At 66.5% G+C, this 26,640-nt stretch carries 32 protein-coding genes and 1 tRNA gene; 18 read left to right on the top strand and 15 right to left on the bottom strand.

Annotation, left to right across the window (positions count from 1 at the left end):
* The first annotated feature begins 209 nt into the window (after positions 1-209).
* From MTY59_RS12640 to MTY59_RS12595, 10 genes are all read left to right on the top strand, one after another.
* Positions 210-845, top strand: coding sequence for a TetR family transcriptional regulator (locus MTY59_RS12640; RefSeq protein WP_221045932.1), 636 nt, complete (start codon positions 210-212; stop codon positions 843-845).
* The gene (locus MTY59_RS12635) at positions 845-2,062 is read left to right on the top strand and encodes a cytochrome P450 (protein ID WP_221045931.1); all 1,218 of its coding nucleotides are present in this window, start codon (positions 845-847) and stop codon (positions 2,060-2,062) included. Before MTY59_RS12640 ends, MTY59_RS12635 begins: the two co-directional genes overlap by 1 nt.
* Positions 2,063-2,890, top strand: a complete 828-nt coding sequence (locus MTY59_RS12630; protein ID WP_221045930.1) for an SDR family oxidoreductase — start codon at positions 2,063-2,065, stop codon at positions 2,888-2,890.
* Positions 2,887-4,239, top strand: a complete 1,353-nt coding sequence (locus tag MTY59_RS12625; RefSeq protein WP_221045929.1) for a cytochrome P450 — start codon at positions 2,887-2,889, stop codon at positions 4,237-4,239. The genes MTY59_RS12630 and MTY59_RS12625 overlap by 4 nt, the downstream gene beginning before the upstream one ends.
* 12 nt (positions 4,240-4,251) lie before the next feature.
* Positions 4,252-4,461, top strand: a complete 210-nt coding sequence (locus MTY59_RS12620; RefSeq protein WP_221045928.1) for a ferredoxin — start codon at positions 4,252-4,254, stop codon at positions 4,459-4,461.
* A 2-nt stretch (positions 4,462-4,463) separates the two neighbouring features.
* The gene (locus tag MTY59_RS12615) at positions 4,464-5,009 is read left to right on the top strand and encodes a nuclear transport factor 2 family protein (protein WP_221045927.1); all 546 of its coding nucleotides are present in this window, start codon (positions 4,464-4,466) and stop codon (positions 5,007-5,009) included.
* A 144-nt stretch (positions 5,010-5,153) separates the two neighbouring features.
* Entirely contained in the window at positions 5,154-6,281 is a 1,128-nt protein-coding gene (locus MTY59_RS12610; RefSeq protein ID WP_221045926.1) for an NDMA-dependent alcohol dehydrogenase, read from the top strand.
* Between the two features lie 45 nt (positions 6,282-6,326).
* Positions 6,327-6,698: an oxidoreductase gene (locus MTY59_RS12605; protein ID WP_284145698.1), complete on the top strand. Its 372-nt coding sequence runs from the start codon at positions 6,327-6,329 to the stop codon at positions 6,696-6,698.
* Between the two features lie 20 nt (positions 6,699-6,718).
* Complete coding sequence (locus tag MTY59_RS12600) at positions 6,719-7,138, top strand: ketosteroid isomerase family protein (protein ID WP_221045925.1); 420 nt, start codon at positions 6,719-6,721, stop codon at positions 7,136-7,138.
* A 38-nt stretch (positions 7,139-7,176) separates the two neighbouring features.
* The gene (locus MTY59_RS12595) at positions 7,177-7,581 is read left to right on the top strand and encodes an HIT family protein (protein WP_221045924.1); all 405 of its coding nucleotides are present in this window, start codon (positions 7,177-7,179) and stop codon (positions 7,579-7,581) included.
* On the opposite strand, the gene MTY59_RS12590 is transcribed toward MTY59_RS12595, so the two are convergent.
* Positions 7,569-9,014: a sensor histidine kinase gene (locus tag MTY59_RS12590; protein WP_221045923.1), complete on the bottom strand. Its 1,446-nt coding sequence runs from the start codon at positions 9,012-9,014 to the stop codon at positions 7,569-7,571. The two genes, MTY59_RS12595 and MTY59_RS12590, sit on opposite strands and share 13 nt — an antisense overlap.
* Positions 9,015-9,040: 26 nt before the next feature.
* Entirely contained in the window at positions 9,041-9,760 is a 720-nt protein-coding gene (gene phoP / locus MTY59_RS12585; protein WP_065028494.1) for a two-component system response regulator PhoP, read from the bottom strand.
* A 156-nt stretch (positions 9,761-9,916) separates the two neighbouring features.
* Here phoP and MTY59_RS12580 point away from each other — a divergent pair, with 156 nt between their 5' ends.
* Together MTY59_RS12580 and MTY59_RS12575 are read left to right on the top strand one after the other, a co-directional pair.
* The gene (locus tag MTY59_RS12580) at positions 9,917-10,633 is read left to right on the top strand and encodes a hypothetical protein (RefSeq protein ID WP_221045922.1); all 717 of its coding nucleotides are present in this window, start codon (positions 9,917-9,919) and stop codon (positions 10,631-10,633) included.
* 28 nt (positions 10,634-10,661) lie between these two features.
* Positions 10,662-10,733 (top strand) — tRNA-Thr (locus MTY59_RS12575).
* A 292-nt stretch (positions 10,734-11,025) separates the two neighbouring features.
* Here the strand turns inward: MTY59_RS12575 and mmaA2 are convergent.
* The 4 genes from mmaA2 to MTY59_RS12555 form a co-directional block, all read right to left on the bottom strand.
* Positions 11,026-11,892: a cyclopropane mycolic acid synthase MmaA2 gene (gene mmaA2, locus MTY59_RS12570; RefSeq protein ID WP_221045921.1), complete on the bottom strand. Its 867-nt coding sequence runs from the start codon at positions 11,890-11,892 to the stop codon at positions 11,026-11,028.
* A gap of 167 nt (positions 11,893-12,059) precedes the next feature.
* Entirely contained in the window at positions 12,060-12,560 is a 501-nt protein-coding gene (locus MTY59_RS12565; RefSeq protein WP_221045920.1) for a DUF309 domain-containing protein, read from the bottom strand.
* Between the two features lie 83 nt (positions 12,561-12,643).
* Positions 12,644-12,907: a hypothetical protein gene (locus tag MTY59_RS12560; RefSeq protein ID WP_221045919.1), complete on the bottom strand. Its 264-nt coding sequence runs from the start codon at positions 12,905-12,907 to the stop codon at positions 12,644-12,646.
* A gap of 288 nt (positions 12,908-13,195) precedes the next feature.
* On the bottom strand, positions 13,196-13,483 hold the full coding sequence (locus MTY59_RS12555) for a hypothetical protein (protein ID WP_221045918.1): 288 nt from the start codon (positions 13,481-13,483) through the stop codon (positions 13,196-13,198).
* 749 nt (positions 13,484-14,232) lie between these two features.
* On the opposite strand from MTY59_RS12555, the gene MTY59_RS12550 reads away from it, so the two are divergent.
* Both MTY59_RS12550 and MTY59_RS12545 read left to right on the top strand, forming a co-directional pair.
* Positions 14,233-14,409, top strand: a complete 177-nt coding sequence (locus MTY59_RS12550; RefSeq protein ID WP_221045917.1) for a hypothetical protein — start codon at positions 14,233-14,235, stop codon at positions 14,407-14,409.
* Positions 14,402-14,743 (top strand): RNA polymerase-binding protein RbpA, encoded by a 342-nt coding sequence (locus tag MTY59_RS12545; RefSeq protein WP_221046409.1) that lies wholly within the window; start codon positions 14,402-14,404, stop codon positions 14,741-14,743. The genes MTY59_RS12550 and MTY59_RS12545 overlap by 8 nt, the downstream gene beginning before the upstream one ends.
* 4 nt (positions 14,744-14,747) lie before the next feature.
* On the opposite strand, the gene MTY59_RS12540 is transcribed toward MTY59_RS12545, so the two are convergent.
* Positions 14,748-15,539 (bottom strand): DUF732 domain-containing protein, encoded by a 792-nt coding sequence (locus tag MTY59_RS12540; protein WP_221045916.1) that lies wholly within the window; start codon positions 15,537-15,539, stop codon positions 14,748-14,750.
* A 155-nt stretch (positions 15,540-15,694) separates the two neighbouring features.
* On the opposite strand from MTY59_RS12540, the gene MTY59_RS12535 reads away from it, so the two are divergent.
* Positions 15,695-16,630, top strand: coding sequence for a lytic transglycosylase domain-containing protein (locus MTY59_RS12535; RefSeq protein ID WP_221045915.1), 936 nt, complete (start codon positions 15,695-15,697; stop codon positions 16,628-16,630).
* Between the two features lie 12 nt (positions 16,631-16,642).
* On the opposite strand, the gene MTY59_RS12530 is transcribed toward MTY59_RS12535, so the two are convergent.
* The 5 genes from MTY59_RS12530 to MTY59_RS12510 all read right to left on the bottom strand — a co-directional run bounded on the left by MTY59_RS12530 (position 16,643) and on the right by MTY59_RS12510 (position 20,329).
* Positions 16,643-16,882: a hypothetical protein gene (locus tag MTY59_RS12530; RefSeq protein ID WP_007772536.1), complete on the bottom strand. Its 240-nt coding sequence runs from the start codon at positions 16,880-16,882 to the stop codon at positions 16,643-16,645.
* 111 nt (positions 16,883-16,993) lie between these two features.
* Entirely contained in the window at positions 16,994-18,007 is a 1,014-nt protein-coding gene (locus MTY59_RS12525) for an MAP_0585 family protein (protein ID WP_221046408.1), read from the bottom strand.
* A 41-nt stretch (positions 18,008-18,048) separates the two neighbouring features.
* A complete protein-coding gene (locus MTY59_RS12520) occupies positions 18,049-18,522 on the bottom strand; it encodes a lipoprotein LpqH (RefSeq protein WP_221045914.1) in 474 nt (157 codons plus the stop codon).
* A gap of 174 nt (positions 18,523-18,696) precedes the next feature.
* Positions 18,697-19,365 (bottom strand): S1 family peptidase, encoded by a 669-nt coding sequence (locus tag MTY59_RS12515; RefSeq protein ID WP_221045913.1) that lies wholly within the window; start codon positions 19,363-19,365, stop codon positions 18,697-18,699.
* A gap of 88 nt (positions 19,366-19,453) precedes the next feature.
* Positions 19,454-20,329, bottom strand: coding sequence for an alpha/beta fold hydrolase (locus tag MTY59_RS12510; RefSeq protein ID WP_221045912.1), 876 nt, complete (start codon positions 20,327-20,329; stop codon positions 19,454-19,456).
* A gap of 119 nt (positions 20,330-20,448) precedes the next feature.
* Between MTY59_RS12510 and MTY59_RS12505 the strand changes: the two genes are divergently transcribed.
* Entirely contained in the window at positions 20,449-21,942 is a 1,494-nt protein-coding gene (locus MTY59_RS12505) for an amidase (RefSeq protein ID WP_221045911.1), read from the top strand.
* 17 nt (positions 21,943-21,959) lie between these two features.
* Here the strand turns inward: MTY59_RS12505 and MTY59_RS12500 are convergent, their stop codons facing one another.
* Both MTY59_RS12500 and MTY59_RS12495 read right to left on the bottom strand, forming a co-directional pair.
* On the bottom strand, positions 21,960-22,136 hold the full coding sequence (locus tag MTY59_RS12500; RefSeq protein WP_221045910.1) for a hypothetical protein: 177 nt from the start codon (positions 22,134-22,136) through the stop codon (positions 21,960-21,962).
* A gap of 303 nt (positions 22,137-22,439) precedes the next feature.
* Positions 22,440-23,591, bottom strand: a complete 1,152-nt coding sequence (locus tag MTY59_RS12495; RefSeq protein ID WP_221045909.1) for a TDT family transporter — start codon at positions 23,589-23,591, stop codon at positions 22,440-22,442.
* A 91-nt stretch (positions 23,592-23,682) separates the two neighbouring features.
* Here MTY59_RS12495 and MTY59_RS12490 point away from each other — a divergent pair, with 91 nt between their 5' ends.
* Complete coding sequence (locus tag MTY59_RS12490; RefSeq protein WP_221046407.1) at positions 23,683-23,925, top strand: hypothetical protein; 243 nt, start codon at positions 23,683-23,685, stop codon at positions 23,923-23,925.
* Between the two features lie 347 nt (positions 23,926-24,272).
* Positions 24,273-25,838, top strand: a complete 1,566-nt coding sequence (locus MTY59_RS12485; RefSeq protein WP_221045908.1) for an LCP family protein — start codon at positions 24,273-24,275, stop codon at positions 25,836-25,838.
* Here MTY59_RS12485 and MTY59_RS12480 read toward each other — a convergent pair whose 3' ends face one another.
* Entirely contained in the window at positions 25,839-26,630 is a 792-nt protein-coding gene (locus tag MTY59_RS12480) for an SDR family NAD(P)-dependent oxidoreductase (protein ID WP_221045907.1), read from the bottom strand.
* Between the last annotated feature and the right edge of the window lie 10 nt (positions 26,631-26,640).

Raw genomic sequence — 26,640 nt, 5'->3', positions numbered from 1 at the left:
TCCCGCTCCCGTCCGCGCGCGGCCCACCCGGCACGCCAATCTGGTGGACAGTTGTCCGATATTGTCCGATCGAACCATAGTCGCCCGTTCGCCGACGGTGCAAGAGCCGATCTCGAACGTGGCCCAAAACGTCCCGCCAAATGGCTTTTAAACAGCACGTTTGTGCCGCGGGCTTGCTTCACGACGATTCAATCCACTAGCTTGGACATGTGTCCAGCGACGCACTGGTGACGACCACATCCGACAGCGACCGCCAGACCGGTCAGCCGGCGCGCAACCGTCGCCAGGAGGAGACCTTCCGCAAGGTGCTGGTGGCCGGCATCGAGACCTTGCGGGAGAAGTCGTACGCCGACCTGACCGTGCGCGCGGTCGCCGCCCGCGCCAGAGTCGCCCCGGCCACCGCGTACACCTACTTCTCGTCGAAGAACCACCTGATCGCCGAGGTCTACCTGGATTTGGTGCGGCAGGTGCCGTTCTTCACCGACGTAAACGACCCGATGCCGGTCCGAGTGGACAAGGTGTTGCGTCACCTGGCGCTGGTGGTCGCCGACGAGCCGGAGGTTGGCGCCGCGTGCACGACGGCATTGCTCGGCGGCGGCACCGATCCGGCGGTGGGTGCCGTGCGCGACCGCATCGGGGCGGAGATCCACCGGCGCATCGCGACGGCGATCGGGCCCGGCGCCGACCCGGACACGGTGGCCGCGCTCGAGATGATGTTCTTCGGCGCATTGGTGCAGGCCGCCAGTGGCCAGTTCACCTATCACCAGATCGCCGACCAATTGGCATATGTAGTGAATTTGATCCTGCCCGGCCCCGGGAACACAAGCCAGGAGACAAGAACTTAATGACCGTCCATGTGGGCGACCACGAACTGGTCCTCGATCCCTACGACTACGACTTCCACGAAGATCCGTACCCCTACTACCAGCGGCTCCGCGACGAGGCCCCGCTGTATCGCAACGACGAACTGAAGTTCTGGGCGCTGTCGCGGCACCAGGACGTGCTGCAGGGATTCCGCAACAGCACAACGCTTTCCAACAAGTTCGGTGTCTCGCTGGACCCGGCGTCCCGAGGCCCGCACGCCAGCAAGACGATGTCGTTCCTGGCGATGGACGATCCCGCGCACCTGCGGCTGCGGACGCTCGTCTCGAAAGGCTTCACCCCGCGCCGCATTCGCGAACTCGAGCCCCGCGTCACCGAGATCGCGACCCAGCATCTCGACGCGATGCTGGCCAAGGCCAAGGACGGTGCCGTCGACTACGTCGACGAATTCGCCGGCAAGCTGCCCATGGACGTCATCTCCGAGTTGATGGGCGTCCCCGAGCCGGATCGGGATCAAGTGCGGGCCTGGGCCGACGGGGTGATGCACCGCGAGGAGGGTGTCACCGACGTGCCGCCGGAGGCGGTGGAGGCTTCCCTCAACCTGATCGTCTACTACCAGGGCATGGTGGCCGAGCGGCGCGAGAAGCTGACCGACGATCTGACCTCGGCGTTGCTGGAGGCCGAGATCGACGGTGACCGGCTCACCGACGACGAGGTGCTCGGCTTCATGTTCCTGATGGTGATCGCCGGCAACGAGACCACCACCAAACTGCTTGCCAATGCCGCGTTTTGGGGTCACAGAAACCCGGATCAGCTGACGCCGGTCTACGAGGACCTGTCGCGGGTGCCGCTGTGGGTCGAGGAGACACTGCGCTACGACACCTCCAGCCAGATCCTGGCTCGCACCGTGGCCGGCGAGCTCACCCTCTACGACACAACCATTCCCGAGGGCGATGTCCTGCTGCTGTTGCCCGGGTCCGGCCATCGCGACGAGCGGGTCTTCGACAACCCCGACGACTACCTGATCGGGCGCGAAATCGGGCCCAAACTATTGAGTTTCGGTAGCGGCGCACACTTCTGCCTGGGCGCGCATCTGGCGCGGATGGAGGCCCGGGTTGCGCTCACCGAGTTGTTCAAGCGAATCCGCGGCTACGAGGTGGACGAGGCCAACGCCGTCCGCGTCCACTCGAGCAATGTCCGCGGATTCGCTCACCTACCAATGAGCGTGGAGGTCCGCTGAATGCCCCGGTTTGAACCCTTGCCCGAACGCCGGCCCGCCATCGTGGCCGGTGCGTCCTCCGGCATCGGAGAGGCAACCGCCATCGAACTCGCGGCGCACGGTTTCCCGGTCGCCCTGGGTGCCCGCCGGGTCGAGAAGCTCGACGACATCGTCGGCAAGATCAACGCCGACGGCGGCGAGGCGGTTGGATTCCACCTGGACGTCACCGACCCGAACTCGGTGAAATCGTTTGTCACACAGTCGACCGAGGCGCTCGGTGACATCGAGGTGCTGGTGGCCGGCGCGGGCGACACCTACTTCGGCAAGCTCGCCGAGATCACCACCGACGAGTTCGAGTCGCAGCTGCAGATCCATCTGGTCGGCGCCAACCGGCTGGCCGCCGCGGTGCTGCCCGGCATGCTCGACCGGCAACGCGGCGACCTGATCTTCGTGGGTTCGGATGTGGCCCTGCGCCAGCGCCCACACATGGGTGCCTACGGCGCGGCCAAGGCCGCGCTCGTCGCGATGGTCACCAACTTCCAGATGGAACTCGAGGGCACCGGCGTGCGGGCCTCGATCGTGCATCCCGGCCCGACGAAGACGTCGATGGGCTGGAGTCTGCCGGCCGAGAAGATCGGACCCGCACTGGCGGACTGGGCGAAGTGGGGCCAGGCCCGGCACGACTACTTCCTGCGCGCGGCGGATTTGGGACGCGCCATCACGTTCGTCGCCGAGACCCCGCGGGGTGGCTTCATCGCGAACATGGAGCTTCAGCCCGAAGCCCCGCTGGCCGACAACAAAGACCGCCAGAAACTCGCACTCGGCGAAGAGGGGATGCCAGGACAATGACGACCGCCATTGTGCCCCGGGTTTCCGGCGGCGAAGAGGAGCACGGCCACCTCGAGGAATTCCGTACCGACCCAATCGGTTTGATGAAGCGCGTCCGCGACGAATGCGGCGACGTCGGCTGGTTCCAGCTGGTCGACAAGCACGTCATCCTGCTGTCCGGCGCGGGTGCCAACGAGTTCTTCTTCCGGTCCGCCGACGAAGCTCTCGACCAGGCTGCGGCGTACCCGTTCATGGCGCCGATCTTCGGCAAGGGTGTGGTGTTCGACGCCAGCCCGGAGCGGCGCAAGGAGATGCTGCACAACTCGGCGCTGCGCGGCGAGCAGATGAAGGGCCACGCCGCGACCATCGAGGCGCAAGTGAAGGGGATGATCGCCGACTGGGGCGACGAGGGCGAGATCGAACTGCTCGACTTCTTCTCCGAGTTGACCATCTACACTTCGACCGCCTGCCTGATCGGCGTCAAGTTCCGCAACCAGCTCGACCACCGGTTCGCGGAGTACTACCACGAGCTGGAACGCGGCACCGACCCGCTGTGCTACGTCGACCCCTACCTGCCGATCGAGAGCTTCCGGCGCCGCGACGAGGCCCGCGTCAAACTCGTTGCGCTGGTGCAGGAAATCATGAACCAACGGCTGGCCGATCCGCCGAAGGACAAGGCCGACCGCGACATGCTCGACGTGCTCGTGTCGATCAAGGACGAGGACGGAAAGCCCCGCTTCTCGGCCGACGAGGTCACCGGGATGTTCATCTCGTTGATGTTCGCGGGCCACCACACCAGCTCGGGAACCTCGGCGTGGACCCTGATCGAGTTGATCCGGCATCCCGATGTGTACGCGGAGGTGCTGGCCGAGCTCGAGGAGCTCTACGCCGACGGCCAGGAGGTGAGTTTCCATGCGCTACGGTCGATTCCGAAGCTGGACAACGTGGTCAAGGAAACCCTGCGCCTACACCCGCCGCTGATCATCCTGATGCGGGTCGCCCAGGGCGAGTTCGAGGTCGAGGGCTTTCCGATTCACGACGGCGACTACGTCGCGGCGTCCCCCGCGATCTCGAACCGGATTCCCGAGGACTTTCCCGACCCGGATGCGTTCAAGCCGGACCGCTACAACAAGCCCGAGCAGGCCGACATCGTCAACCGGTGGACCTGGATTCCGTTCGGCGCGGGCCGGCACCGCTGCGTCGGCGCCGCATTCGCCCAGATGCAGATCAAGGCGATCTTCTCGGTCCTGTTGCGCGAGTATGACTTCGAGATGGCGCAGCCGGCGGACAGCTATCACAACGACCACTCCAAGATGGTCGTACAGCTTGCCCGGCCGGCCAAGGTCCGCTACCGCAAACGCAGTGTGTAAGGAGCAAGTCCGATGGGCGGATTCAGAATCGAAGCGGATCTGGATTTGTGTCAGGGCCACGCCATGTGCGAATTGGAGGCACCCGACTACTTCCGGGTGCCCAGGCGGGGCAAGGTCGAGATCCTCGACCCCGAACCACCCGAAGACGCCCGCGACGAAATCGAGCGCGCGGTCGATATGTGCCCAACGCAAGCACTTTTCATCAAAGAGAAAGAAGACTGACAATGGCGTCACACCCCCGTGAGCAACTCGAGGCATGGGTCGACCGCTGGCTGCAGGCCAACAAGGACTGCGAGAAGGCCGGTGACTGGCGACCGTTGGCGGACTTTTACACCCAAGACGCCACCTACGGCTGGAACATCGGCCCCAAGGAAGACGTGATGTGCGTGGGTGTCGACGAAATCCGCGACGTCGCCCTTGGCCTGGAGATGGAGGGCCTGGAGAACTGGGTGTACGAGTACCAGAAGGTGCTCATCGACGAAAAGCAGGGCGAGATCGTCGGCTTCTGGAAGCAGATCGTCAACAAGAACGACGGCACCCAGGACGAGATCTACGGCATCGGCGGCAGCTGGTTCCGGCTCAACGGCGACCAGCAGATCGAGTGGCAGCGCGACTTCTTCGACTTCGGTCACGTCGCGTACATGTTCGGCAAACTCATCGAGTCCGGCGACCTGAGCCAGGGCATGCAGAAGCGGATCGAGCGCAGCATCGCCGGCGAAAAGCTGCCCGGTTACTACCCGCTTGGCGAGGCCCCCGTCCCCATCTGGTGACAGCGGGCCAACCAAGCATTTGATTTGTTGCACGCGCTATGCTGACGCGACAAGGGTGCCTGTGGTACCCGTCACCTAGCTGCCCGGCATGAAGGGGCCGGTCAGCGCTGATCAATTCAAAGGCGAAATGGGGTCAGGACCATCGTGAAGACAAAAGGCGCACTGATCTGGGAGTTCAACCAGCCCTGGTCTATCGAGGAAATCGAGATCGGCGACCCGCAAGCGCATGAGGTCAAGATCCAGATGGAAGCGGCGGGCATGTGCCACTCCGACCATCACCTGGTCACCGGGGGCATCCCGATGGCCGGATTCCCGGTGCTGGGCGGCCACGAGGGCGCGGGCATCGTCACCGAGGTTGGTCCGGGCGTCGAAGACATCGCCCCGGGTGACCATGTCGTGCTGTCGTTCATCCCGTCCTGTGGGCAGTGTCCGACCTGTCAGGCGGGCTTGCGCAACCTGTGCGACCTGGGCGCCGGCCTGCTCGGCGGCGCCGCGGTGTCCGACGGCACCTTCCGCATCCAGGCCAAGGGCCAGAACGTCTACCCCATGACGCTCCTGGGCACATTCTCCCCGTACATGGTCGTGCACCGCAGCTCGGTGGTGAAGATCGACCCGTCCGTCCCGTTCGAGGTCGCCGCGCTGGTCGGCTGCGGCGTCACCACCGGCTACGGTTCGTCGGTCCGCACCGCTGATATCCGGCCGGGCCAGGACGTAGCCATCGTCGGCGTCGGCGGCGTCGGCATGGCAGCGCTGCAGGGAGCCGTGAACGCCGGCGCCCGCTACATCTTCGCGATCGACCCGGTCGAGTGGAAGCGCGACCAGGCGCTCAAGTTCGGCGCCACCCACGTCTACCCCGACATCATGGCCGCGATGGCGGGCATGGCCGAGGTCACCTACGGCCTGATGGCCCATAAGGTCGTGGTCACCGTGGGCGAGCTGCATGGCGCCGACGTCGACAATTACCTGAACATCACCCAGAAGGGCGGCACCTGCGTGCTGACCGCCATCGGCAGCCTGCTGGACACCAACGTCAACCTGAACCTGGCGATGCTGACCCTGATGCAGAAGAACCTGCAGGGCACCATCTTCGGCGGCGGCAACCCGCAGTACGACATCCCGCAGCTGCTGTCGATGTACAAGGCCGGCAAGCTGAACCTGGACGACATGATCACCCGCCAGTACAAGCTGGAGCAGATCAACGACGGCTACCAGGACATGCTGGACGGCAAGAACATTCGCGGCGTCATCCGGTTCACCGACGCCGACCGGTAACCACTCATCAGCCGCGTCCGCTCAGTGACCGGCTTCGGCCATCTCATGGCGCCGGGACGAATCGGCGCCATGAGCGTGCGCAACCGCCTGGTCATGTCTCCGATGGAGACGACGTACGGCACGCCGGACGGGCTGCCGTCGGAGCGCACCCGCGACTCCTTCGCGGCACGCGCCCGCGGCGGGGTCGGGCTGATCACGTTGGGCGCCACCGGGGTTGACCATCATCACCCCGAGACTCCCGGCGGCCTGCACCTGGCCACCGACGACGCGGTGAGCGCGCACCGGGCGCTGGTGGAGGTGGTGCGCGAGCACGGCGCCAAGATCCAGCCCCAGATCGTGCACGCCGGGCCCGACGGCCTGGGGCCGGAGATATTCGGTGTTGCGGTGGAAGGCGCGCGCGCCGCGTGCGCCATATGAGAAGACAGGAGAAACCAACGATGACCCAAACCGCCCAATCCCCCGCACTGACGGCGTCGCAATCGTCCTGGCGTTGCGCACAGGGCAAGGACCGCGAGGGCTGGCTCGCGCTGATGACCGACGACGTCGTCATCGAGGACCCGATCGGCCAGTCCGTCACCAACCCCGACGGCACCGGGGTGCGCGGCAAGGCAGCCGTCGGCGAATTCTTCGACAACAACATCGCGCAGAACCAGCTGACCATCACGTGCGAGGAGACCTTCCCCTCGAGCTCGCCCGACGAGATCGCTCATATTCTGGTGCTGCAGAGCAGGTTTGAAGGCGGAGTCACCAGCAAGGTGCGCGGCGTGTTCACCTACAAGGTCAACGAAGCCGGGCTGATCACCAACATGCGCGGGTACTGGAACCTCGACGTGATGGAGTTCGGCAAGGAGGACTGAGTCGGGGTCCCCGGATCGCCGCACCTATGCTGGGGCCCATGGCGTCGATCTTCACCAAGATCATCAACCGTGAACTTCCCGGCCGCTTCGTCTACGAGGACGACGACGTCGTCGCGTTCCTGACGATCGAGCCGATGACGCAGGGACACACGCTGGTCGTGCCGCGCGCCGAGATCGACAACTGGCAGGATGTCGACGGTGCGGCCTTCGCCCGGGTCATGGAGGTGAGCCGGTTGATCGGCAAGGCGGTGTGCAAGGCGTTCAGGACCGAGCGGTCCGGCCTGATCATCGCCGGGCTAGAGGTGCCGCACCTGCACGTGCACGTCTTTCCGGCCCGCAACCTCAGCGACTTCGGCTTCGCCAACGTCGACCGCAACCCGTCGGCGGAATCGCTGGACGAGGCGCAGGCCAAGATCAAGGCGGCGCTGGCTCAGTTGGCGTGAACCGGTTCGGACGCGGGCACGTCGCTGATGCGCGGCAGCGTCACCCTGAAGCGGCAGCCTTCGCCGGGTGCGGTGGTCACGGTGACGGCACCGCCGTGCGCGCGCACCAACGACTCGACGATGGATAGCCCCAGTCCGGTGCCGCCGCTGGCCCGTGCCCGCGACGAGTCGGTGCGATAGAACCGCTCGAAGACGCGCGAGGCGTCCTCCTGGTTCATGCCGGGCCCCTGGTCCGCCACTTCGAGCACCGCGTCGTCGCCGTCCGTGCCGACCCGCACGGTGACGTCGGCGCTTTCCGGGGTGTGCTGCAAGGCGTTGGCGACCAGGTTGCTCAACACCTGGCGGATCCGCGCCTCGTCACCGAGCACCTCCGGGGTGCCGGGACCGTCGAGGACCTCCATGGTGATGGTGCGCCCGGGGTCAATCGCCTGCCCGTCGTGCACGGCATCGCTGGCCAGCGCCAGCAGGTCCACCCGATGGTGCTCGAGGGGTCGTTGCACGTCGAGGCGGGCCAGCAGCAGCAGGTCGTCGACCAGCAGGCCCATCCGGGACGCCTCGCTCTCGATCCGCGACAACAGCATCGCGACGTCGCGTGCGGCGCCCTGGCGGTACAGCTCCGCGAAGCCGCGGATGGTGGTCAGCGGGGTGCGCAGTTCGTGGCTGGCGTCGGTGATGAACCTGCGCATCCGGTGTTCGGAGCCGCGCGCCTTCTCGGCGGAGGACTCCGAGGACGCCAGCGCCTGCTGAATCTGCGCGAGCATCCCGTTCAGCGCCTGGGACAGCCGGCCCACCTCGGTCCGCGGATCTCGTTCTGGCACACGGCGATCCAGCTGACCCGAGGCGATCGCCGCGGCCGTCCGCTCGACCTCCACCAGCGGCCGCAGGCTGCGCTGCACCACTGCGAAGCTGGCGATCCCGACCACGGCCAGCACCGCCACCCCGATGCCCATCTGCAGCCAGACCAGCCAGCTGACCGTGTGCTGCACGTCGGACAGGTCGATCGCGACCGTGGTCAGCCCGTGCGGACCGCGCACCGAGACGGCCCGCCACTGAATGTCGGAGCCGTTCACCGAGGGCAGCGTCCTCGGGTTGGGGCCCACGTCGTTGTCGGCCGGTAACGCCGGTTCGGCGTTGCGGTCGTTGATGGCGGTGAACGGAGTGCCGTCGATGCTGACGCCGCGCACATAGAACTTCGACGGCGGCCGGCCCGGGTCGGGCCCCTCGTAGGGCGGCGGCGGCGATTGCCGCCGCGGGGCCTGCGCCCAGCCGCGGGACGCGTCGAGCAGTGTGGAGTCGATGCGGCTGACCAGGCTGTGCCGCAGGATCGACGTCACCGCGATGCCGGACACGGCGAGGCCGCAGGCGACCAGGGCCAGGGTCGCGGCGACGAGCCCTATTCGAAGGGGCAATCCACGTCGAGGCTTGGTGTCCATTTGGCTACTTCTCGCTGCCGCCAGGTTCAGCGCGGTTCCCGCAGTACGTAACCCACTCCGCGCAGCGTGTGGAGCAGCCGCTTTTCCCCGGTGTCGATCTTGCGGCGCAGGTACGACACATAGGACTCGACGACATTGACGTCACCTCCGAAGTCGTAGCGCCACACGTGGTCGAGAATCTTGGGTTTGCTCAACACCGTGCCTGCATTGATCACAAAGTAACGCAGCAGCGTGAATTCGGTCGGCGACAGCGATACCGGCTGGCCGGCCTTCCACACTTCATGGGTTTCCTCGTCGAGCTCGATGTCGGCGAATGTGAGCCGCGCGCTGCGCGGTTCGGCGCCGCCTTTGCCGGCGCGGCGGAGGATGACCCGCAACCGGGCGACGACCTCTTCGAGGCTGAACGGCTTCGTCACGTAGTCGTCGCCGCCCAGCGTCAAGCCGGCGATCTTGTCCTGCAAGGAATCCCGCGCGGTCAAGAACAGTGCGGGGGCATCGATGCCGTCGGCGCGCAGCCGCCGCAGCACCCCGAACCCGTCCATGCCCGGCATCATCACGTCGAGGATCACCGCGTCGGGTCGCGCCTCGCGCGCCCGATCCAGGGCCTGGGCACCGTTGGTCGCCGTACAGACCTCGAACCCCTGGAATTTCAGACTCACCGAGAGCAGCTCGACGATGTTGGCTTCGTCATCGACGACGAGGACGCGGGCCTCCGGTTTCGTGTCATTGGGGGTTGTCGAAGTCATCAGATGTCATGTCCTTGCTTGAACGTTTGCTATGTAAAGGTTGTGTACTTCCTGAAAGCTCAGTGCCAACAGACTGATAATAGTCTGCCAGGAATCGTCGCATTGCCTTGGGACGTAAAGCCTTTTCCCGGCCTGCGTCGCGAATAGACTCGTGGGATGAACCTCGCCAGAAACATCGTGTCGGCTGCGACCGCACCCGCCCGGGTGGGGCTGGCCGCCGCGGATGCGGGCTTGGGCGTCGCGAGCGCGGCCGTCGGCGTCGCGAAGCGGGCGCTGGGTGAGGGCGGTGTCGGCGGCACCAATGCCATGACGTCCATGCTGGGGATCGACGACGCAATCGTCCGAGCCAACCGGCTGGCCAGGCTGCTCGACGACGATGCCCCGCTGGGTCGGGCCATCGCGGCGGACGGTCCGATCGACCGCTTACTGCGCCCGGGCGGGGTGGTCGACATGCTGACGGCGGAAGGCGGCCTGCTGGACCGGCTGACCGTCGAGGGCGGCGCTCTGCACCGCACGCTGCAGCCCGGCGGGCTGGCCGATCAGCTGGTCGCCGAGGAGGGTCTGATCGAGCGGCTGCTGGCCGAGGACGGGCTGGCAGACCGGCTGCTGGCCGAGGGTGGCCTGGTCGACAAGCTGACCGCCAAGAACGGGCCGCTGGATCAGCTCGCCGACGTCGCCGACACCCTGGCCCGGCTCACGCCCGGGATGGTGGCGCTCGAGCCCGCCATCGCCACGCTGCAGGACGCCGTCATCGCGCTGACCATGGTGGTCAACCCACTGAGCAACATCGCCGACCGGATTCCACTGCCGGGGCGCCGGCGTCCGTCATCGCGGGCGGTGCGCTCAGCGCGCGTGATCGACACCGACGACTGACCGATTAGGCTGGGTCCGGTTCAACCCCGCCTCCTTAGCTCAGTGGTAGAGCACTCGCCTTGTAAGCGAGCGGTCGTCAGTTCAATCCTGACAGGGGGCTCTGTCTTTCAGTTCCCGTCGGTGCTGGTAGAGGCGCTTTCGGCGGCGGGGCGCTCTCGATTCGCGTGCATGGTCGCGGGCCGCTGTCAGACCTGCTACTGGAGGCGGCTTGTTACTTGGGGCCCGGATTGCGCGCAATAGCCAGCTGCACGAAACCGATGTCGCCCACTGTCCTGGACTGGTGGTGTTGTCGGACTGCCTGGTCGCCGACCCGGGCATGATGCGCAACCTGCACAACCAGACCGTGGAGCGATCTAGCCGGCCAGCTCACGCGCTTCGGCCTCGGGCAATCCCTACTTCTCCAGGGTGAACTGGTTGACGTCGATGTAGCCGACCCGGAACAAATCGGCGCAGCCGGTCAGGTACTTCATGTAGCGCTCGTACATCTCGTGGGACTGAATTGCGATCGCCTCGTCCTTGTGCGCCTCGAGCGCCCCTGCCCATAGGTCGAGAGTCCTGGCGTAATGAGGCTGCAGCGACTGGCGGCGAGTCAACGTGAAACCCGCCTTCACAAAATGCTCCTCCACCATTTCGATCGACGGCGTCGCGCCGCCCGGGAAGATCTCGGTCAAGATGAACTTGAAGAACCGGACGAGCTCGGCTGTAATCGGCAAGCCGCAATCGAACATTTGCTGTGCCGTCAAGCTGGTGATGGTGTGCAGCAGCATCACGCCGCCGTCGGTGGGCAGGATTTTGTGGGCCAGCGAGAAGAAGTCGTCATACCGGTCAGGGCCAAAGTGCTCGAACGCACCGATCGACACGATCCGGTCGACGGGCTCGTCGAACTGTTCCCAGCCGTTCAGTAACACCCGCTTGCTGCGGGGGCTGTCGATCTCGTCGAACAATCTCTGTACATGGGCGGTCTGGTTTTTCGACAACGTCAGGCCGACGACGTTCACGTCGTACGTGTCGATCGCCCGCCGCATGGTCGCGCCCCAGCCGCAGCCAATATCGAGCAGCTTCATGCCCGGCTGCAGTCCCAGCTTGCCAAGCGCCAGGTCGATTTTGGCGATCTGGGCCTCTTCCAGCGTCATGTCGTCGCGTTCGAAGAATGCGCAACTGTAGGTCTGAGTCGGGTCCAGAAACAGACGGAAGAAGTCGTCCGACAAGTCGTAGTGCGCCTGCACATTCGCGAAGTGCGGCGTCAAGTTGCTGGCCATAATCTTGTGCGCCCTTCTGGGCCCAGGAGGACTGTGCCCCACCGCCGAGGTTACGCCGTAGCACAACCCATCAAGGGGCATCCAGCCCAGGCATTGGAGGCGAAGGCTCGCAGCCGAGGGGAGCTGGACCTTGCCTTCCGATGCGACGGAGGTGTCGGCCGGACGGCTTAGCGACGCTGGCTCGTCGGGTCGGACGACAAAAGCAGACGAGGTCGCAGGAATTCCGCTGTGATCTCGGCGCCATCAGCAAGGTAGTTGATCAGCACATCAGCAAAGCCGGCCAAACCCTCGGTGTCGATGGCGTACGGCGCCGGCACGTCATCGTGCGAAAGGCGGCCCGCCGCACGACGAAGCACCGTGATCGCGCCTTTGACGTTGCCGCGTTGGACGTGGGTGATGCCGACCGCGAGCTGAGCCAGTCCTTGCCAGAGCGTGCGCTCTTCGTCCGGCCCATTCTTCCATGCGGCCTCAAGCACCTCGTGGGCGTTGAAGGCTAGTCCGCGGTCCAGCAGATCCTGGGCGTAGGCGAGGGTTTCGACCGGCGGCAGCTCCAAGTCGTCCGGGATGCGTGCAACGCCTTCACCCCCTGGCGGAAGCGGGCGGCCCAGAGAGTCGCGCGGGCGCCTGCTTCGTGGTCTGCCGGACTCGTCGCGATCGCGATCGGCCATCCATCCATCATCGCAGGCGAACCCCAGAGGCTATGCGTGATCTTTGAGGCAACCGTCCAGCGCGACGGCTCGGCTGCCAACGATCATGTGGCTCGGCGGGATCTCACTTCGCGCCTCAGCTCGATCACCTCTTTTTCGAGGTCGATGACGCCCTTCGCGCACATAGCAGTGAGGCCGATGAGTTTCACGACGGCGGCCCAGAGAGGGTTCTTTCCGGTAAAGGACTGATCGAACTGGGCGAACCGGTTGCGGAGCTCCTTGCCCACGACGGATTCAGGGTCGAGCTCGATCTCTCTCATCTTGTGGAACGGCGAGAAGTCGGGGAGTGCCTCTGGTTCGGGTGCCATGGCAAAAAAGTTTAGGCCTGAAGTCCGCGCATTCTGAAGGGATCACGATTGATGTGATTTCGCAGCTGGTGGCCGGTTCGACGGTACGACCAGGATCAGTTCGACTGTTGAATCCTCCTTCCTGTCGTTTGCAAGAAAGTAAGCGGCCAGATTTAGGCGCTCAACGTTCCCGCCTGGTCCCTGCGTGGCCACATGTGTCATACCGTGCCGCCGGTGCAGCGTTTCAAATTGGTGCGGCACCAAAAACGGCAACCGAGGATCGTCCCGTTGGCTGTGCTGTTACTGGGCTCAGGAGAACGACAGCGTGAAGCTCCCCTGGAACTCCGACTCGTCGCTGATCAGCTCGTTAACCTTCTCCCGGATGGCTGCGGTTGATCCGGAGAGCCACTCGGGAGGGCTGCACTCCTGGCAGTGCATTCGCGTGTAGTCGTCGTCGCGCTCCCTCGGCCAGCGTTCCCGTGCCGCGTCGGGCCGTGAGATTTCGGTTGGCTGATGCGCTGCTTGCCTGATCAGCGTCGCCGCAACATGCCCCCGTGGGCAGAGCAAGGCAAGCGTCGCCAGGCCTGTGTCCGTCATTTGCCCAGCCTCTCCGACTCATCGGCCACAGTCATCGTCTTCACATGATCAATCGCTGCCAATGGACAGCGGCGTCACGAAGAAGTCAAGGTCGATATCGAGCACTCGCTGCACAAAGTCGACGTTACCGTTCAGCCCGCCGATTGGCCGAGCCACAGTCGGAGAGCATTTGGCTGTACCTGCGATCGGGTGGGTGCAAATTGCCCACAATTTCCCCACGGTTACACAGACATCTCGAGTCATCTCTAGTGACGAACTCTTGCTGTTAGCAAGGGTTTCCACCCTCCGCCGCTGGCCTGTCAGGCGGGTTCAATCCTGACAGGGGGCTCTGCATTTCAGTCCCGACGGTTCTTCAGCTTGGCAAACTTGCTGACAGGCGCGAACGTGTTGCCGCGTGGCTCGGTGTCGCGAGCGTGTCACAACCTTCTGCGAAGTGGTCGCCGCTGCCTTCGATCCATCGTCCTGGGCCTCGCCCGTGTCAGCCCGAAAGTTGGACAAGACCAAGGCGATCAGTCAACATTCGGCCGCGGCGATGGTGTCGTCCGCGCCGCGGGGACACGTAGAAGGGGTAGGGTGAACACACCGGTCAAGGCAGCGATGATGACTTGGGTCCGCGTTTTGTGCTGCCGTTGAAGACAAACTGGTCGGAACAACCATTGCGCCCTCATCGCACCCGGGTGCTAGATCCCGAGGGTGCCGCAATGCTCGACCACAGATCCAGAATCATTTCTGCAGAATCTCCAGGCTTGATGCCCGCCATCGAGGCCGAACTCCGCCAAGAGTTGCGCGACTACTCCGTCGAGTTACGGCAGCTCGCCTACACCGTGCCCGACGGGGTGGGCGAGCACGATTTTCTTCGATTGTCCGGCCGGATGCGCGACACTGCCGATCACGGGGACGTCAGCGGGAGCGTTGATGATGGCTGATCGCGTCATGCGAGGCAGTCGCCTCGGGTCCGTGAGCTACGAGACCGAGCGCAACCACGACCTGGCGCCACGCCAGATCGCGCGGTATCGGACCGAGAACGGCGAGGAGTTCGACATCCCCTTCGCCGACGACGCCGAGATCCCCGGCGCCTGGCTGTGCCGCAACGGCATGGAGGGCACCCTGGTCGATGGCAGTGGCCTGGCCGAACCCAAGAAGGGCAAGGTGCCGCGCACCCACTGGGACATGCTGCGGGAACGTCGCTCGATCGAGGAACTCGAGAAACTGCTCAAAGAACGTCTCGAGATCATCAACTCGCGCCGCCACGGCGGCTAGTTCGTCAGGGGTGGCCCGGTATGCCGTCCAGGCCGCCTTGGATGTCGTGCAGTTTCCCTTGGATGCCTTGCAGATTCCGTTCGATGTCCTGCAAGTCGGACAACGCGTTCTGATCGGACTGTGAGATCTGGTTCGACGCCGCGGGACGCGACTGAGGGCAGTACGCGACGATGGCGCCCGCCGTGACGGCGGTGCTTTGATTGGCGTCCCAGATCGAGTTCCGCTGCACGAACCCGACGGCGTCGGCGAAATTCGGTTGGTGCGCGAGGAAGTCGCAGACCGCGTGCCCTTGGTTCGTCACGTATTCCTGGCTGGGAACCGGCACGCCCTCCTGCTTCAACGCTCCGACGAAGGCCGAGTCGGCGACGTTGACTGGCGGGGCGGACGCCTTCGGCGCGACCGGTGTCGAGGGGGCTGCCGAGGGCGGCGGGGGGTCCTCCGGTTGCGCCGACGAATCGTTGCGGTGGAGCGCGAACATCACCACCACCGCGGAGACCACTGCCACCAGAGACAGCGGTAACGCCGCGAGCAGACCCAGCCGGCGTAGCGCGGCCACCTTCCGGCGCCGAGACGCGATGACAGCGGTGTTCCCGTCGCGCGACGGGGCGGCGGCCGCAACGTCGGTCTCCCAGTCATCGAACGCGCCCGACTCGGACCGCCCCGCGCCGTGGGCCAGGATCTCGTCGAGCAGCGCATCGGCCTCCAGGGACGACGGCCGACCGCCCTGCTCGCGGATCGCTTGGCGCCGCAGCGCGATGAGCCGCAACTCCGAGTCGATTTTCTCGCGGTCGCGCATATCAATCAGTTTGGGAGCACCAAGCGATTGTCACAACTGCCGGTGCATAAAAGATCGTCACCACATTGAAGTAACCCGGTCCGATGCGACAGACTCGCGATGAGCCAACCAACCGGAGCTGGGGGGATTCGAGGCAATGGACGGACGTGATCGCCGTGAGCCGTGACCGGCGCGCGGCGCCACTCGTCGGCACGATCGTGTTCGCGCTCGTCGGGTGTTCGGCGCCGCACCCGACGGCCGCAACAGCCCCGACCAGGTCCGCAGGCGTCGCCGCGCCGACGACACGCATGGTGCCCGCCGACGCGGGAACGCCCGCTGGCGCGCAGCCGCGGTTGGCGTCGGATCCCGCGCAGCTGGCCGACGACCTCGTCGCCGACGAGCGGGCGCTGCGCGATCCGGGGACAGCCGAGCCCGCGTTGACGGCGGCGGCGCATCGCGAGCAGGCGGCCTACCGCGTCATCGGACGCCACCCCGAATGGGACGCGACCACGCGCCCGCGCATCCCGCCGGAACTGGTCGATGTCTACGACCGCAACGTCGACGCCCGTCGCCAACTCACCGCGTTGACCCCGGTGCGAGACACCTTGCCGGCGTGGCGGATCGAGCCGCCGGCACCGGCCGACGAGCTGATGAACTACTACCACCAGGCGGAAGCGGAATCCGGCGTCAGCTGGAACTACCTGGCAGCGATCAACTTCGTCGAAAGCCGCTTCGGCAGCATCGTCGGCGCGAGCACCGCCGGCGCGCAGGGACCCATGCAGTTCCTGCCCTCGACCTTCGCCGGCTATGGCCAGGGCGGCGACATCCATTCGCCCCACGACAGCATCCTGGCGGCGGGCCGCTTCCTGGCCTCCAACGGCTTCGCGAACGACCGTGATCACGCCATCTACGGCTACAACCACGCGGGCGAATACGTGCGCGCGGTCGACCAGTACGCGGCGCTGATTGCCGCCGATCCCGCGACGTTCGGCGCGTTCTACCGGTGGGATGTCTACTGCCTGACGACGTCCGGCGACGTGCTGCTGCCCATCGGCTACGACGAGGCGTCACCGATCCCGGCCGCCGCGTACGTGGCCGCCCACCCGCAGTAGGCGCGTGCGCGCTCAGAGGTACTTGCGGGCGATGTCCTGCAGGTGCGAGCGCACGTCTTGACCGGTGGCCTTCTCGAGTCTGATCCCGAGCTCGCCCGCGAGATTGACGAAGCCCATCAGCAGCATCAGGTCGCCGTCGGGCTCGTCGAGCACGTTCTCGACCAGCCGGCTCCAGGTGAAATCAGGGCCGCCGTCGGACGACCAAGCCGTCATGACGTCGATGGCTCGGCGAACGTTCTCTCTCACGTCCATTCCCGGAGCCTGCCATGCCGGCGACCCCGCCGCAGGGCGCGACAAAGCGGCGGAAGACGCGTCAGCGGGCGCGCCGAGGAACGGCTGCGCCCGCTGACACTGGATCAACGATCAGTACAGCGGCACCCACACGCCGAAGAACCAGTAACCCCATCCCCCGTACTGCCAGTTGAAGACCGGAAGAACGGTGAAGGTGTTGTAGTTGAACGGCCCGAAGTCACGCCGTCCGGCATCCACGTCACGCGGCGGTCCATCCCACGGCCGGTTCCAGCCTCCCGGAGGCGGCGGACCGTCCCAGCCCCCCGGAGGAGGCGGACCCTCCCAGCCGGGCGGCGGGTGGTGCGGAGGCGGACCGTCGTTCCAGCCGTAGCCACGCTCGCGCGGCGGCGGCGGCGCACCGCGGCCGGGGATGCTGAATTGGACGTCCGGACCGGCGGGGCCACCGATCTGTGCGTTGGCGGTGACCACGTCGTGGCGCGGAATGTACGGCGGGTGCGGCGGCTGCGTGGCCGGCGGATTCAGCGACTCGTACCGCGGCCTGTTGTTCGGCGGCGGGTTCTGGTTCACCGGAGCATTGTTCTGTCCGCCCTGCACCGGCGGGTTTTGCCCATGCTCGTTGGGCGGGTTGTTCTGCCCGGTCTGCTGCGGGTACTGCCCATGCTCATTCGGCGGGTTGTTCTGCCCTGTCTGGGCCGGGTTCTGCCCGTGCTGGTTGGGCTCCGGGGTGTTCCCGCCACCCTGCGGGGGATTGTTCTGGCCACCCTGCGGGGGGTTGTTCTGGCCACCCTGCGGCGGGTTGTTCTGGCCACCCTGCGGCGGGTTGTTCTGGCCACCCTGCGGCGGGTTCGTCTGGCCACCCTGGGCCGGCGGACTGTTGTGCCCGCCCTGCGGCGGGTTGTTCTGCCCGCCCTGCGCCGGCGCCGGCGCAGTGTTACCGCCGCCCGGCTGACCACCTGGCTGCCCGCCCGGGCCGCCGGGGTTGCCCCCACCGCCACCACCGCCGTGGCAATTCGGGCATGGGGGCGGCGGGTCGAGCGGGGCGGAGTAGGCCGACCCTGCGTTCAGCGTCGCCGCGGAGATACTCAGCCCAGCGGCCAACGCGGCCGCGCTGACGACACGTTTCATAGACATAGCTGCGTCCCCTCTTGGGAGTTATCTCGCCTGCACTACGGGCAGGTGAGATCCAACTCGAATGGCTTGGTCACCTGCTGCGGTTGCTGCGGGTTGCTCATGTCGGTACCGGTAGCGGTGCCCTTGATCGCCCAGTCCTTGCCCTTGACCGCGGCCCCGGCACTGCCGCTTTGGTTGGGCGCGGCGTCAGAGAAGCCGAGTGCGACGCCGTTGACGGTGCCCAGCCCGACCGAATGCACCAGCGGCGGGTTGCCGTTGCTGACCACGGCACCGAGACCGGCGGTCGGGTCGCCGATGCCGATGGTGATGTTGTCACCCGCGGTGTTGCAGGTGACCTGCCCGCTGATGTTTTGATTCTGCCCGTCGACGGTGAGCACCGGACCCGCCGCGGCGGCCGCTGCTGACGACGAACCCGACGACCCGGTATTGGACTTGTTGCTCGAACATCCGGCGCTGGCCGCGACCACCAGGGCCACCCCGGCTACGCCGACCACGATCCCACGCTTCACTACTGCTTCCCTTCGTGTCGCTGGTTCCGCTGCCTCTTTACGTCGGCCGCGTCCCTAACTGGCCCCTCGGACCGGACGCGTTACGGCCGGTCCACCTGATACCCGGTACCCGAGAATTGCAAACGCTACGTTACGTGCCCCTGGTCGGGCTGATCACCGGCCCGCGAGCACCTTTCACGGAAGCACCCGAAGCCCCCACTTGCCCAGCAGCGGGTTGATGAGCATGAAGTAGGTCGTGTAGTCATCACCGTCGGGCGATGACATCAACAGGCCGACCGCGCTGACGGTGCCGTCCGGGTTCATCACGAAGCCGGGACTGCCGCTGTCGCCGTCCAGGCTGAACACGCTGGCTTCGACGACGTCACCGTTGATGCTTTTGATGGCGCCACACGTCTCACCGGTTACGGCGCCGATCTTGCAGAACGGCATGCCGACCTGAATCTGCTGGCGGCTCAACACATCCCGAACCTGATACCTGCCACCGACGTCACCCACCGGCATGCCGACGCTGGGCTCCAGTCGGATGATCGCGGCGTCGCGCTTATCGCCGTCGTGCTCGCTGGCGGAGATCCTGCCGAGCGGGGCGTCGTTGCCGTACGTCCATTCGGTGCCGTCGTGCGAGTCGCAGTGTCCGCTGGTCATCAGGTAGTAGCTGCCATCGGATCCCTGCGCCGCGAATCCGGCTGTGCACCTGCCGGATTCGTGATCGACGCCGATGCCCGGCGAGGGCGGGGGCGACGGTAGAGCCGGGGGCGGCGCTGCCAGAGCGGTTTTCGCCACGGCTGTCGCGGTCACCATCACCGTTCCCAACAGCCCCAACCCCCGCAACCACGGTATGGTCACGCCGTCCCCCTCCGCTTGCGCCCGGCAGATAGTAGCAGCGCTGCCGACCTGAAATGAGGTGGCGACCAATCCGTTCCGGGCATGTGGTTCACCCGGCGTCGACGTGCCGGGCAAGGAAGTCCAGCACAGCGCCGGCGAAGATGTCGTTGCGGTCGCCGGCCACCATGTGCCCGGCGCCGCGGACATCGGTGAATTCGACCTGCGGGAAACGCGCGAGGAATTCGTCTGCGCGCTCCTGGCTGACCAGGTCGCTCATCTGGCCGCGGACCAGCAGCATGGGCACCCCGCCGCGCAGGATCGCCTCGACGGCGGCATGCATCCGGTCGGGATCGGTGACCTCGAAAGGAGGGAAAGCCGCAGTGCCGCTGATGAATTGCGGATCCCAATGCCAGTACCAGCGACCGCCGCGGCGACGCAGGTTGGTGGTCAGGCCTTCCAGGTCGGTCGGTCGCGGCCGGTGCGGGTTGTATTCGGCGATCGCGTCGGCGACTTCGTCAAGTGAGCCGAAACCCGATTCCACCCGGTCGGCCATGAAGGCATGGATCCGGTTCGCCCCCGACTGGTCCATGTTCGGCACGATGTCCACCAACACGACCGCACTGGCGATGCCCGGGGACAGCTCCCCGGCGAGCAGCATGGACGTGAAGCCACCCAGCGAGGCACCGACCAACACCGGTTGCGAGGGCAGCGTGCGCAACACTTCTCGGACGTCGGCGGCGAAACTGACGACGCGGTAATCGCCGTCGTCCGACCAGTCCGATTCGCCGTGGCCGCGCAGGTCCACGGTGACGGCCTCCCAGCCATTCGCGGCGACGGCGGCCGCCGCCTTGCCCCAGGACCGGCGGGTCTGTCCGCCGCCGTGCAAGAAGACCACGGCGCGCGCCTGCGGATCCCCGAGGCGGTCAGCGACGATCTGCACCCCGCCGGGGCCCCGGATCGTGAACGGTTCGGCTGCCGTGGGCATCAGGTGATACTAGGGCGCCCCCACGAGAAGCTCGCGTTGGCTTAACGTCAACGGCATGCAGCGGCGTCAATTGAGAGGACGCCGGGCAAGCGCGCCCGGACCGGAACCAAGGAGAACGCATGCATCTTGACGAGTACATGTCGCTGGATGCTACCGCCCTGGCCGGGCTGGTCGAGGGCAAACAGATCACCCCGGCCGAGCTGTTGGCCCTGGCGCGGCAACGAGCGGACGCGGTGAATCCGCGGCTGAACGCCATCGTCTGCCGCCTCGACGACGTCGCCGACCGCCAGGCCGCCGACCCGAATCTGAGTGGGCCGTTCGCCGGGGTGCCGTTCCTGCTCAAGGACCTCGGCCAGGAATACCGCGGCTTCGCGACGTCGTGCGGGTCCCGCTCGCTGGCCCATGACGTGGCCGACCGGCACGCGCTGGTCACCCAGCGGTTCCTGGACGCGGGACTGGTGATCTTCGGGAAGACGAACACCCCGGAGTTCGGGGCCAAGGGTGTGACGGAATCCGACTACTGGGGCCCGGCCCGCAACCCGTGGAACACCGGGCACACGCCCGGCGGCTCCTCGGGCGGATCGGGGGCGGCCGTGGCGGCGGGCATCGTTCCCGCCGCCGGTGCGAACGACGGTGGCGGCTCGATCCGCATTCCCGCCGCATGCAACGGGCTGGTCGGTCTCAAGCCCAGCCGGGGTTTGGCACCCTACGGCCCGCAGACCGGTGAACTGCTGCTGGGCATGGCGACCCAGGGTGTGGTGTCGCGCACCGTGCGAGACAGTGCGGCTCTGCTCGACGCGATCGTCGGGCCCCACCCGGGCGCCGCCTATCGGGTTGCGCTGCCCGACAAGCCTTTTGGTGAACAGATCAAGCACCGTCCGGGCACCCTGAAAATCGGCTACTCGGCACGCTCGGCCATCAACGCCCGGCCGCACCGCGAGGCGGTCGCCGCGGTCGAAAAGGCCGCGGCGCTCCTTCGCGAGTTGGGCCATCAGGTCGATGAGGTCGCACCGCCCTACGACGACGCAGCGTTGGGCCGTGACTTTCTGACCATTTGGTTCGCCCAGCTGCACCAGCAGGTCGCCGACATCAAACAGCGAACCGGCGCGCGCGACAACGACTTTGAGGCCGATACCCTGGCCATCGCCGAACTCGGCCGCTCCGGCGGCGTGCTACCCGTCATATCCGCGCTGGAAAACCGGAACAACTACATCCAGTCCCTGGCCGCATTCCACGACAGCTACGACTTCTTTTTGACGCCGACGCTGGCCACCCCGCCCCTCGCGGTCGGTGCCACCACAACGTCGCCGATACTGCAGCGGGTGGCCCGGCTGGTCAGCAGGATGCGGGCCGGAAAGCTCATGGGGCTCAGCGGAATTCTCGATGACCTCATCCAGGAGAGTTTGGGCTGGGTGCCCTACACGCAGCTCGCCAACCTCACCGGCCGTCCGGCGATCAACGTGCCGCTGCACTGGACGGATGCCGGGCTTCCGCTGGGCGTGCAATTCGTCGGGAAGCCGGGCGCAGACGGCGACCTGCTGCAGTTGGCCGCGCAGCTCGAGGAGGCGCGCCCGTGGGCCGATCGCCATCCGGCACCCGCGGCACCGAACTAGCCTGTCGCTGAACGGTTTTACTCGACAGACCCGGTGCCCTCACCCCCGCGCCGGCCTCGCCACAGGCTGGCGAAGCGCCGGGCGATGTCACCCAGGCGACCGCCCGCGTGCTGCGAAGCCTTGATGCGGCCAAGGGTTTCCCGTCCCTCGTTCGCGTAGTCCTTGACGGATTCGTCGCCTTCTTCGGCTCGCATGTCTGCTCTCCAATCGTGATCGTTATTCCGGCGCTTGGCGCTCGGGTGGTTCTGAGGGCGTCAAGCGCTCGGGTGGTTCCGCCGGTGTGAGCCGTTCGGGCGTTTCCGCCGGCGTGAGCCGCTCAGGCGTCTCGCCGGGAGTGCCCGGCTCCGTGGGTTCCGAATTCTCCGGCCGCTCCGCCGGAAACGGCCTGAGGCGTGTGTCGATCATGCTCAGTCCTCTGCTCGACTCATGGCCGCGTACCCGTCGTACCCGGGCGGCCAAACGCCCACGGCGGGACCAGAGCCTCGCGCCGGCGATCCCTAGTGGCGGGTGGAGTCCTTGTGCGCCTTGATCGGCGTGGTGCTGGGCGGCAGCTTGAGCAGGTTGCCGCGCACGCTGCCCCGCGCGGTGCGGACCGTCACCAACAGCCACGTGAACAGCAGGCCCGCATAAGCGATGGCCGCCGCCACGCTGAACGATGGCAGGTGGGTGTGACGGGCCAGCTGGGAGGTCCCGGTGACGAAGGTTCCGACCGGGAAGGTCAGGCTCCACCACGTCAGCGCGAACGGCATTCCGCGGCGCAGCGTGCGCACCGTCAACGCGGTCGCGAGCGCGATCCACAACACCGCGAAACCCCACACCGGCACGCCGTAGAGGATCGCGAACGCATTGAGGTCCTCGGCCAGCTCGGGGTCGACGCCCAACGCCGCGTTGGCTCCCAAAAGCCCCGCGGCCGTGATGGATTGGCCTAGCGGACCCAACACGATCCACAACGTCGGCACCCGCGCCGAACCCGAGGTGCCGTACAGGGTCAGGCGGCTCCAGATCATCGCGATGATGTTCAGCGAGGCAAGCAGCGACAAACCGAACATCGCGTAGCAGCCGTACAGCATGGTGGTGCGCCCGGTGCCGGCCGCCATATGAGGGAGCAGCAGCGCCCCCGTCGCCGCGGTCACCATCGGCGGGACGACGGGCATCAGCCAGCCACCGAAGGCCGCGTCGGGTTCGACGTCGTGCTGGGTGAACATCAGGAACGGAATGCTGACGGCGGTGAACAGCCCGCCCAGCGTGCCGGCGGTCCACAGCACCCAGTCCAGATCGACGGCGATGCGCTCACCGAGCAGGTCGCGGCCGACCAGCACGGCACCCGCGCCGACCGTCATCAGCGCCATGGGGGCCGCGCCGTAGAAGTGCGCCATCTGCGGGTTGCGGGCGTGGGTGCGCGCCACGGTCGGATGACGCAGCCAATGGCCACCGACCACCGCGATCAGCGCCACCAGCAGCGCGGCCGCGATCACCCAGACCACCAGCGCGAATGTCCGCAGGCCCGCGACGTGGACCGGCAGGGCGGCGCCGGCCGTCGCGACGATCCCGGTGCCCATCACCGAGGCGAACCAGTTCGGCCCGATGTTGCCGAGTACCTCGCCCCGGATGTGCGCTGGGGATGCGTCGTGCGCGTTCGCAACTGCCACAGGTGAAGAACCTACTGCGCCGCGCGCTGAAGCCGCCGGATCTGCCGCTTACACTCCATCCGTGGTTAATCCGGCGCAGCCGACGTCGGCGGTGACCAGGGTCCCGCTGCTCATCGGCGTTGCCCTCGTCGTGCTGCTTGCCGTCCTCGCGGCGCCCATCAAGCAACGATGCGGTGCGCCGGGAGTTTCGTGCGCGACGGCGTTGGATAACGACGGCAACATGCACTTCTACTACGAGGTCGAACCCGTTGGGGTCTACCTCGCCGAAATCGCCACCGGCAGCAACATCACGCTTTTTTACAGCTCGGGTGAGGACCTGGTCAAAGCCCGCTAGCCGACGGTGGTGGTTTGCTGGCCCGGTCGGTGGCGCAACGGTCCACCGGGCCGTATCCGCTCGATAACAAGTTCGGCTCGATCCGGGCACCGATGTGGCCGGCCCGAGACCTTCCGGAGACCACCGCCGCCGCGGCCGGGCAGAAGGTGCAGGTAGAGCGGGTGCGACGAGCGCGAATCGCGCCTGGCCGGCCCGACGAACGCGCCTGCTCCGAGCGTGTGACGGGTGCTCTCGATTGGGGGCTTCATAGCAAGCTAACGCATACTTGTCACCATGCTTGAAGCGACATCGCCGCGGAGCACCGTTGCGGTGCCTGGTGATGTGCTGGGCGTGGGCAGAGGTTTGTGATGGCCCGCTCGGGCGGCGCCCATCGCCGTCATCGAGCCGTCCGTCAACCCTCCCGCGTACGCAAGGGGCTGACGCGCACCCTGGGCGCGCTCGTCTCCGTGGCGGCCGTGGGGCTCACCGGTGCGGGGTACTACGTGGCGCACGGCGCGTTGGGCGGCATCACCGTCTCGAACGCCCTGCAGCCCGACGATCCGCGGTCCAGCGGCGACAATATGAACATCCTGCTGATCGGGCTGGACTCGCGTAAGGATCAGGACGGCAACGACCTGCCGAACTCGATTTTGAAGCATCTGCACGCCGGCGACTCGGACGACGGCGGCTACAACACCAACACGATGATCCTGGTGCACGTCAGCGCCGACAACAAAGTCGTGGCCTTCTCGATCCCCCGCGACGACTGGGTGCCCTTCACCGGGGTCCCGGGATACAACCACATCAAGATCAAAGAGGCGTACGGGCTGACCAAACAGTACGTCGCCCAAAAGCTGGCCAACCAGGGCAACAGCACCCAGAAGGAACTCGAAACCAAGGGCCGCGAAGCCGGCCGGGCGGCCACGCTGCGCGCGGTGCGAAACCTGACCGGCGTCCCCATCGACTACTTCGCCGAGATCAATCTGGCCGGCTTCTTCGACCTGGCGCAGACCCTCGGCGGCGTCGACGTCTGCCTGAATCACCCCGTCTACGACTCGTACTCCGGCGCCGACTTCCCGGCCGGGCGACAGCGGCTGGACGCGTCCGAGGCGCTGTCGTTCGTCCGGCAGCGGCACGGACTGGAAAACGGCGACCTGGACCGCACGCACCGGCAACAGGCGTTCATCTCGTCGGTCATGCAGGAGCTGCAGGCCTCGGGCACCTTCACCAACATCGACAAGCTCAAGAACCTGATGGCGGTGGCGCGCAAAGACGTGGTGCTGTCGGGGGGCTGGAACGACGACATGATCCAACGGCTCGGCGGGCTGGCCGGTGGCAACGTCGAGTTCCGGACGCTGCCGGTGGTGCGCTACGACAACATCGACGGCCAGGACGTCAACATCGTCGACCCGGCGGCGATCAAGTCCGAGGTGGCGGCGGCGATCGGCACCGACACCTCGACGACGACAGCGCCGGCCACCACCGCCGCGAAACCCGACCCGTCCACGGTCGTCGACGTGGTCAACTCCGGCAGCATGAGCGGCCTGGCCAGCGAGGTGTCACGCGCGCTGAAAAAGAAGGGCTACACGCCTGGCCAGGTCCGCGACCGCGAATCGGGCGACCCGACCACCACCGCGGTGGAGTACGGGGTCGGTGCGCAGACCGACGCCCAGAACCTGGCCAGCCTGATCGGCGTGGACGCGCCCAAGCAGCCCAGCCCCAGCATCGCGGCCGGGCACATCCGGCTCACCGTGGACACGAATTTCTCAATGCCCACACCTGATGAGACCCAGATGGACGACTCGACGAGCACCAGCTCCAGCACGACGTCGACCAAGGCCAAGAGCTACTACTACAACGGCACGACCACGACGTATCCGACGCCCGATCAGGGAAAGCCGATCGACGGCGGCGGCGTGCCCTGCGTCAACTAGCTAGGCGTGCGTGCCGCCGTCCATCCGAATCTCGGTGCCGGTGATCCAGGCCCCGTCATCTGAGACCAGCATCGCGATCACACCGGCGACCGCTTCGGGTCCGGCCATCCCCGCGCCGCTGGATTCCGTCGTGGTCGGCAGGATCGGCATCAGCCGGGGAAACAGCGACCAGTCGGCGTCCTTGGGAATGTATCCCCCGGTGGCATCGGTGATGCCGGACTTGATGCTGCCCGGGGCGACGCAGGCCGCGCGCAGGCCGTCCTTGGCGTATTCCAGTGCCAGCGAATGAGTGAATGCCTGGATGCCGCCCTTGCTCGCGGCGTAAGCGGCCATATAGGGATGGGCGAAGGACGCCGACGTGGAGCTGAAGTTCACGATCGCGCTGCGGGGATTCGCCAGCAGGGACGGTAGCGCTTCCCGCACCACCAGGAAGGTTCCGGTCAGGTTGACGGCGATGATCCGATTCCACTGCTCGAGGGTGGTCTCGTGGGTGTGCCAGGCGCGCAGGATGCCCGCCGCGTTCACCAGCGAATCCAGTCCGCCCAGCTTCTCGACGGCCGAGCCCACGCCATCGATCACCGAGTCCTCGTTGCCGACGTCCATCGGCATCGTGGTGAGCCGGTCGGCGGTGCCGGCCTCCTCGGCATGGCCCTGCGTGCCGTTCAGACCGTCCGTCGAGACGTCGGCGGCCACCACGCCGGCGCCCTCGCTCAGTAGCCGCAGCGCGGTGGCCTGTCCGATGCCGGATGCGGCACCGGTGACCAGGATCCGTTTGCCCTCAAGCCTTTTCATTTGATCCTCC

Origin of the sequence: Mycobacterium senriense (assembly GCF_019668465.1) — a bacterium.
GTDB classification, from domain to species: Bacteria; Actinomycetota; Actinomycetes; order Mycobacteriales; family Mycobacteriaceae; genus Mycobacterium; species Mycobacterium senriense.
This window is presented reverse-complemented; position numbering and strand designations above follow the sequence as displayed.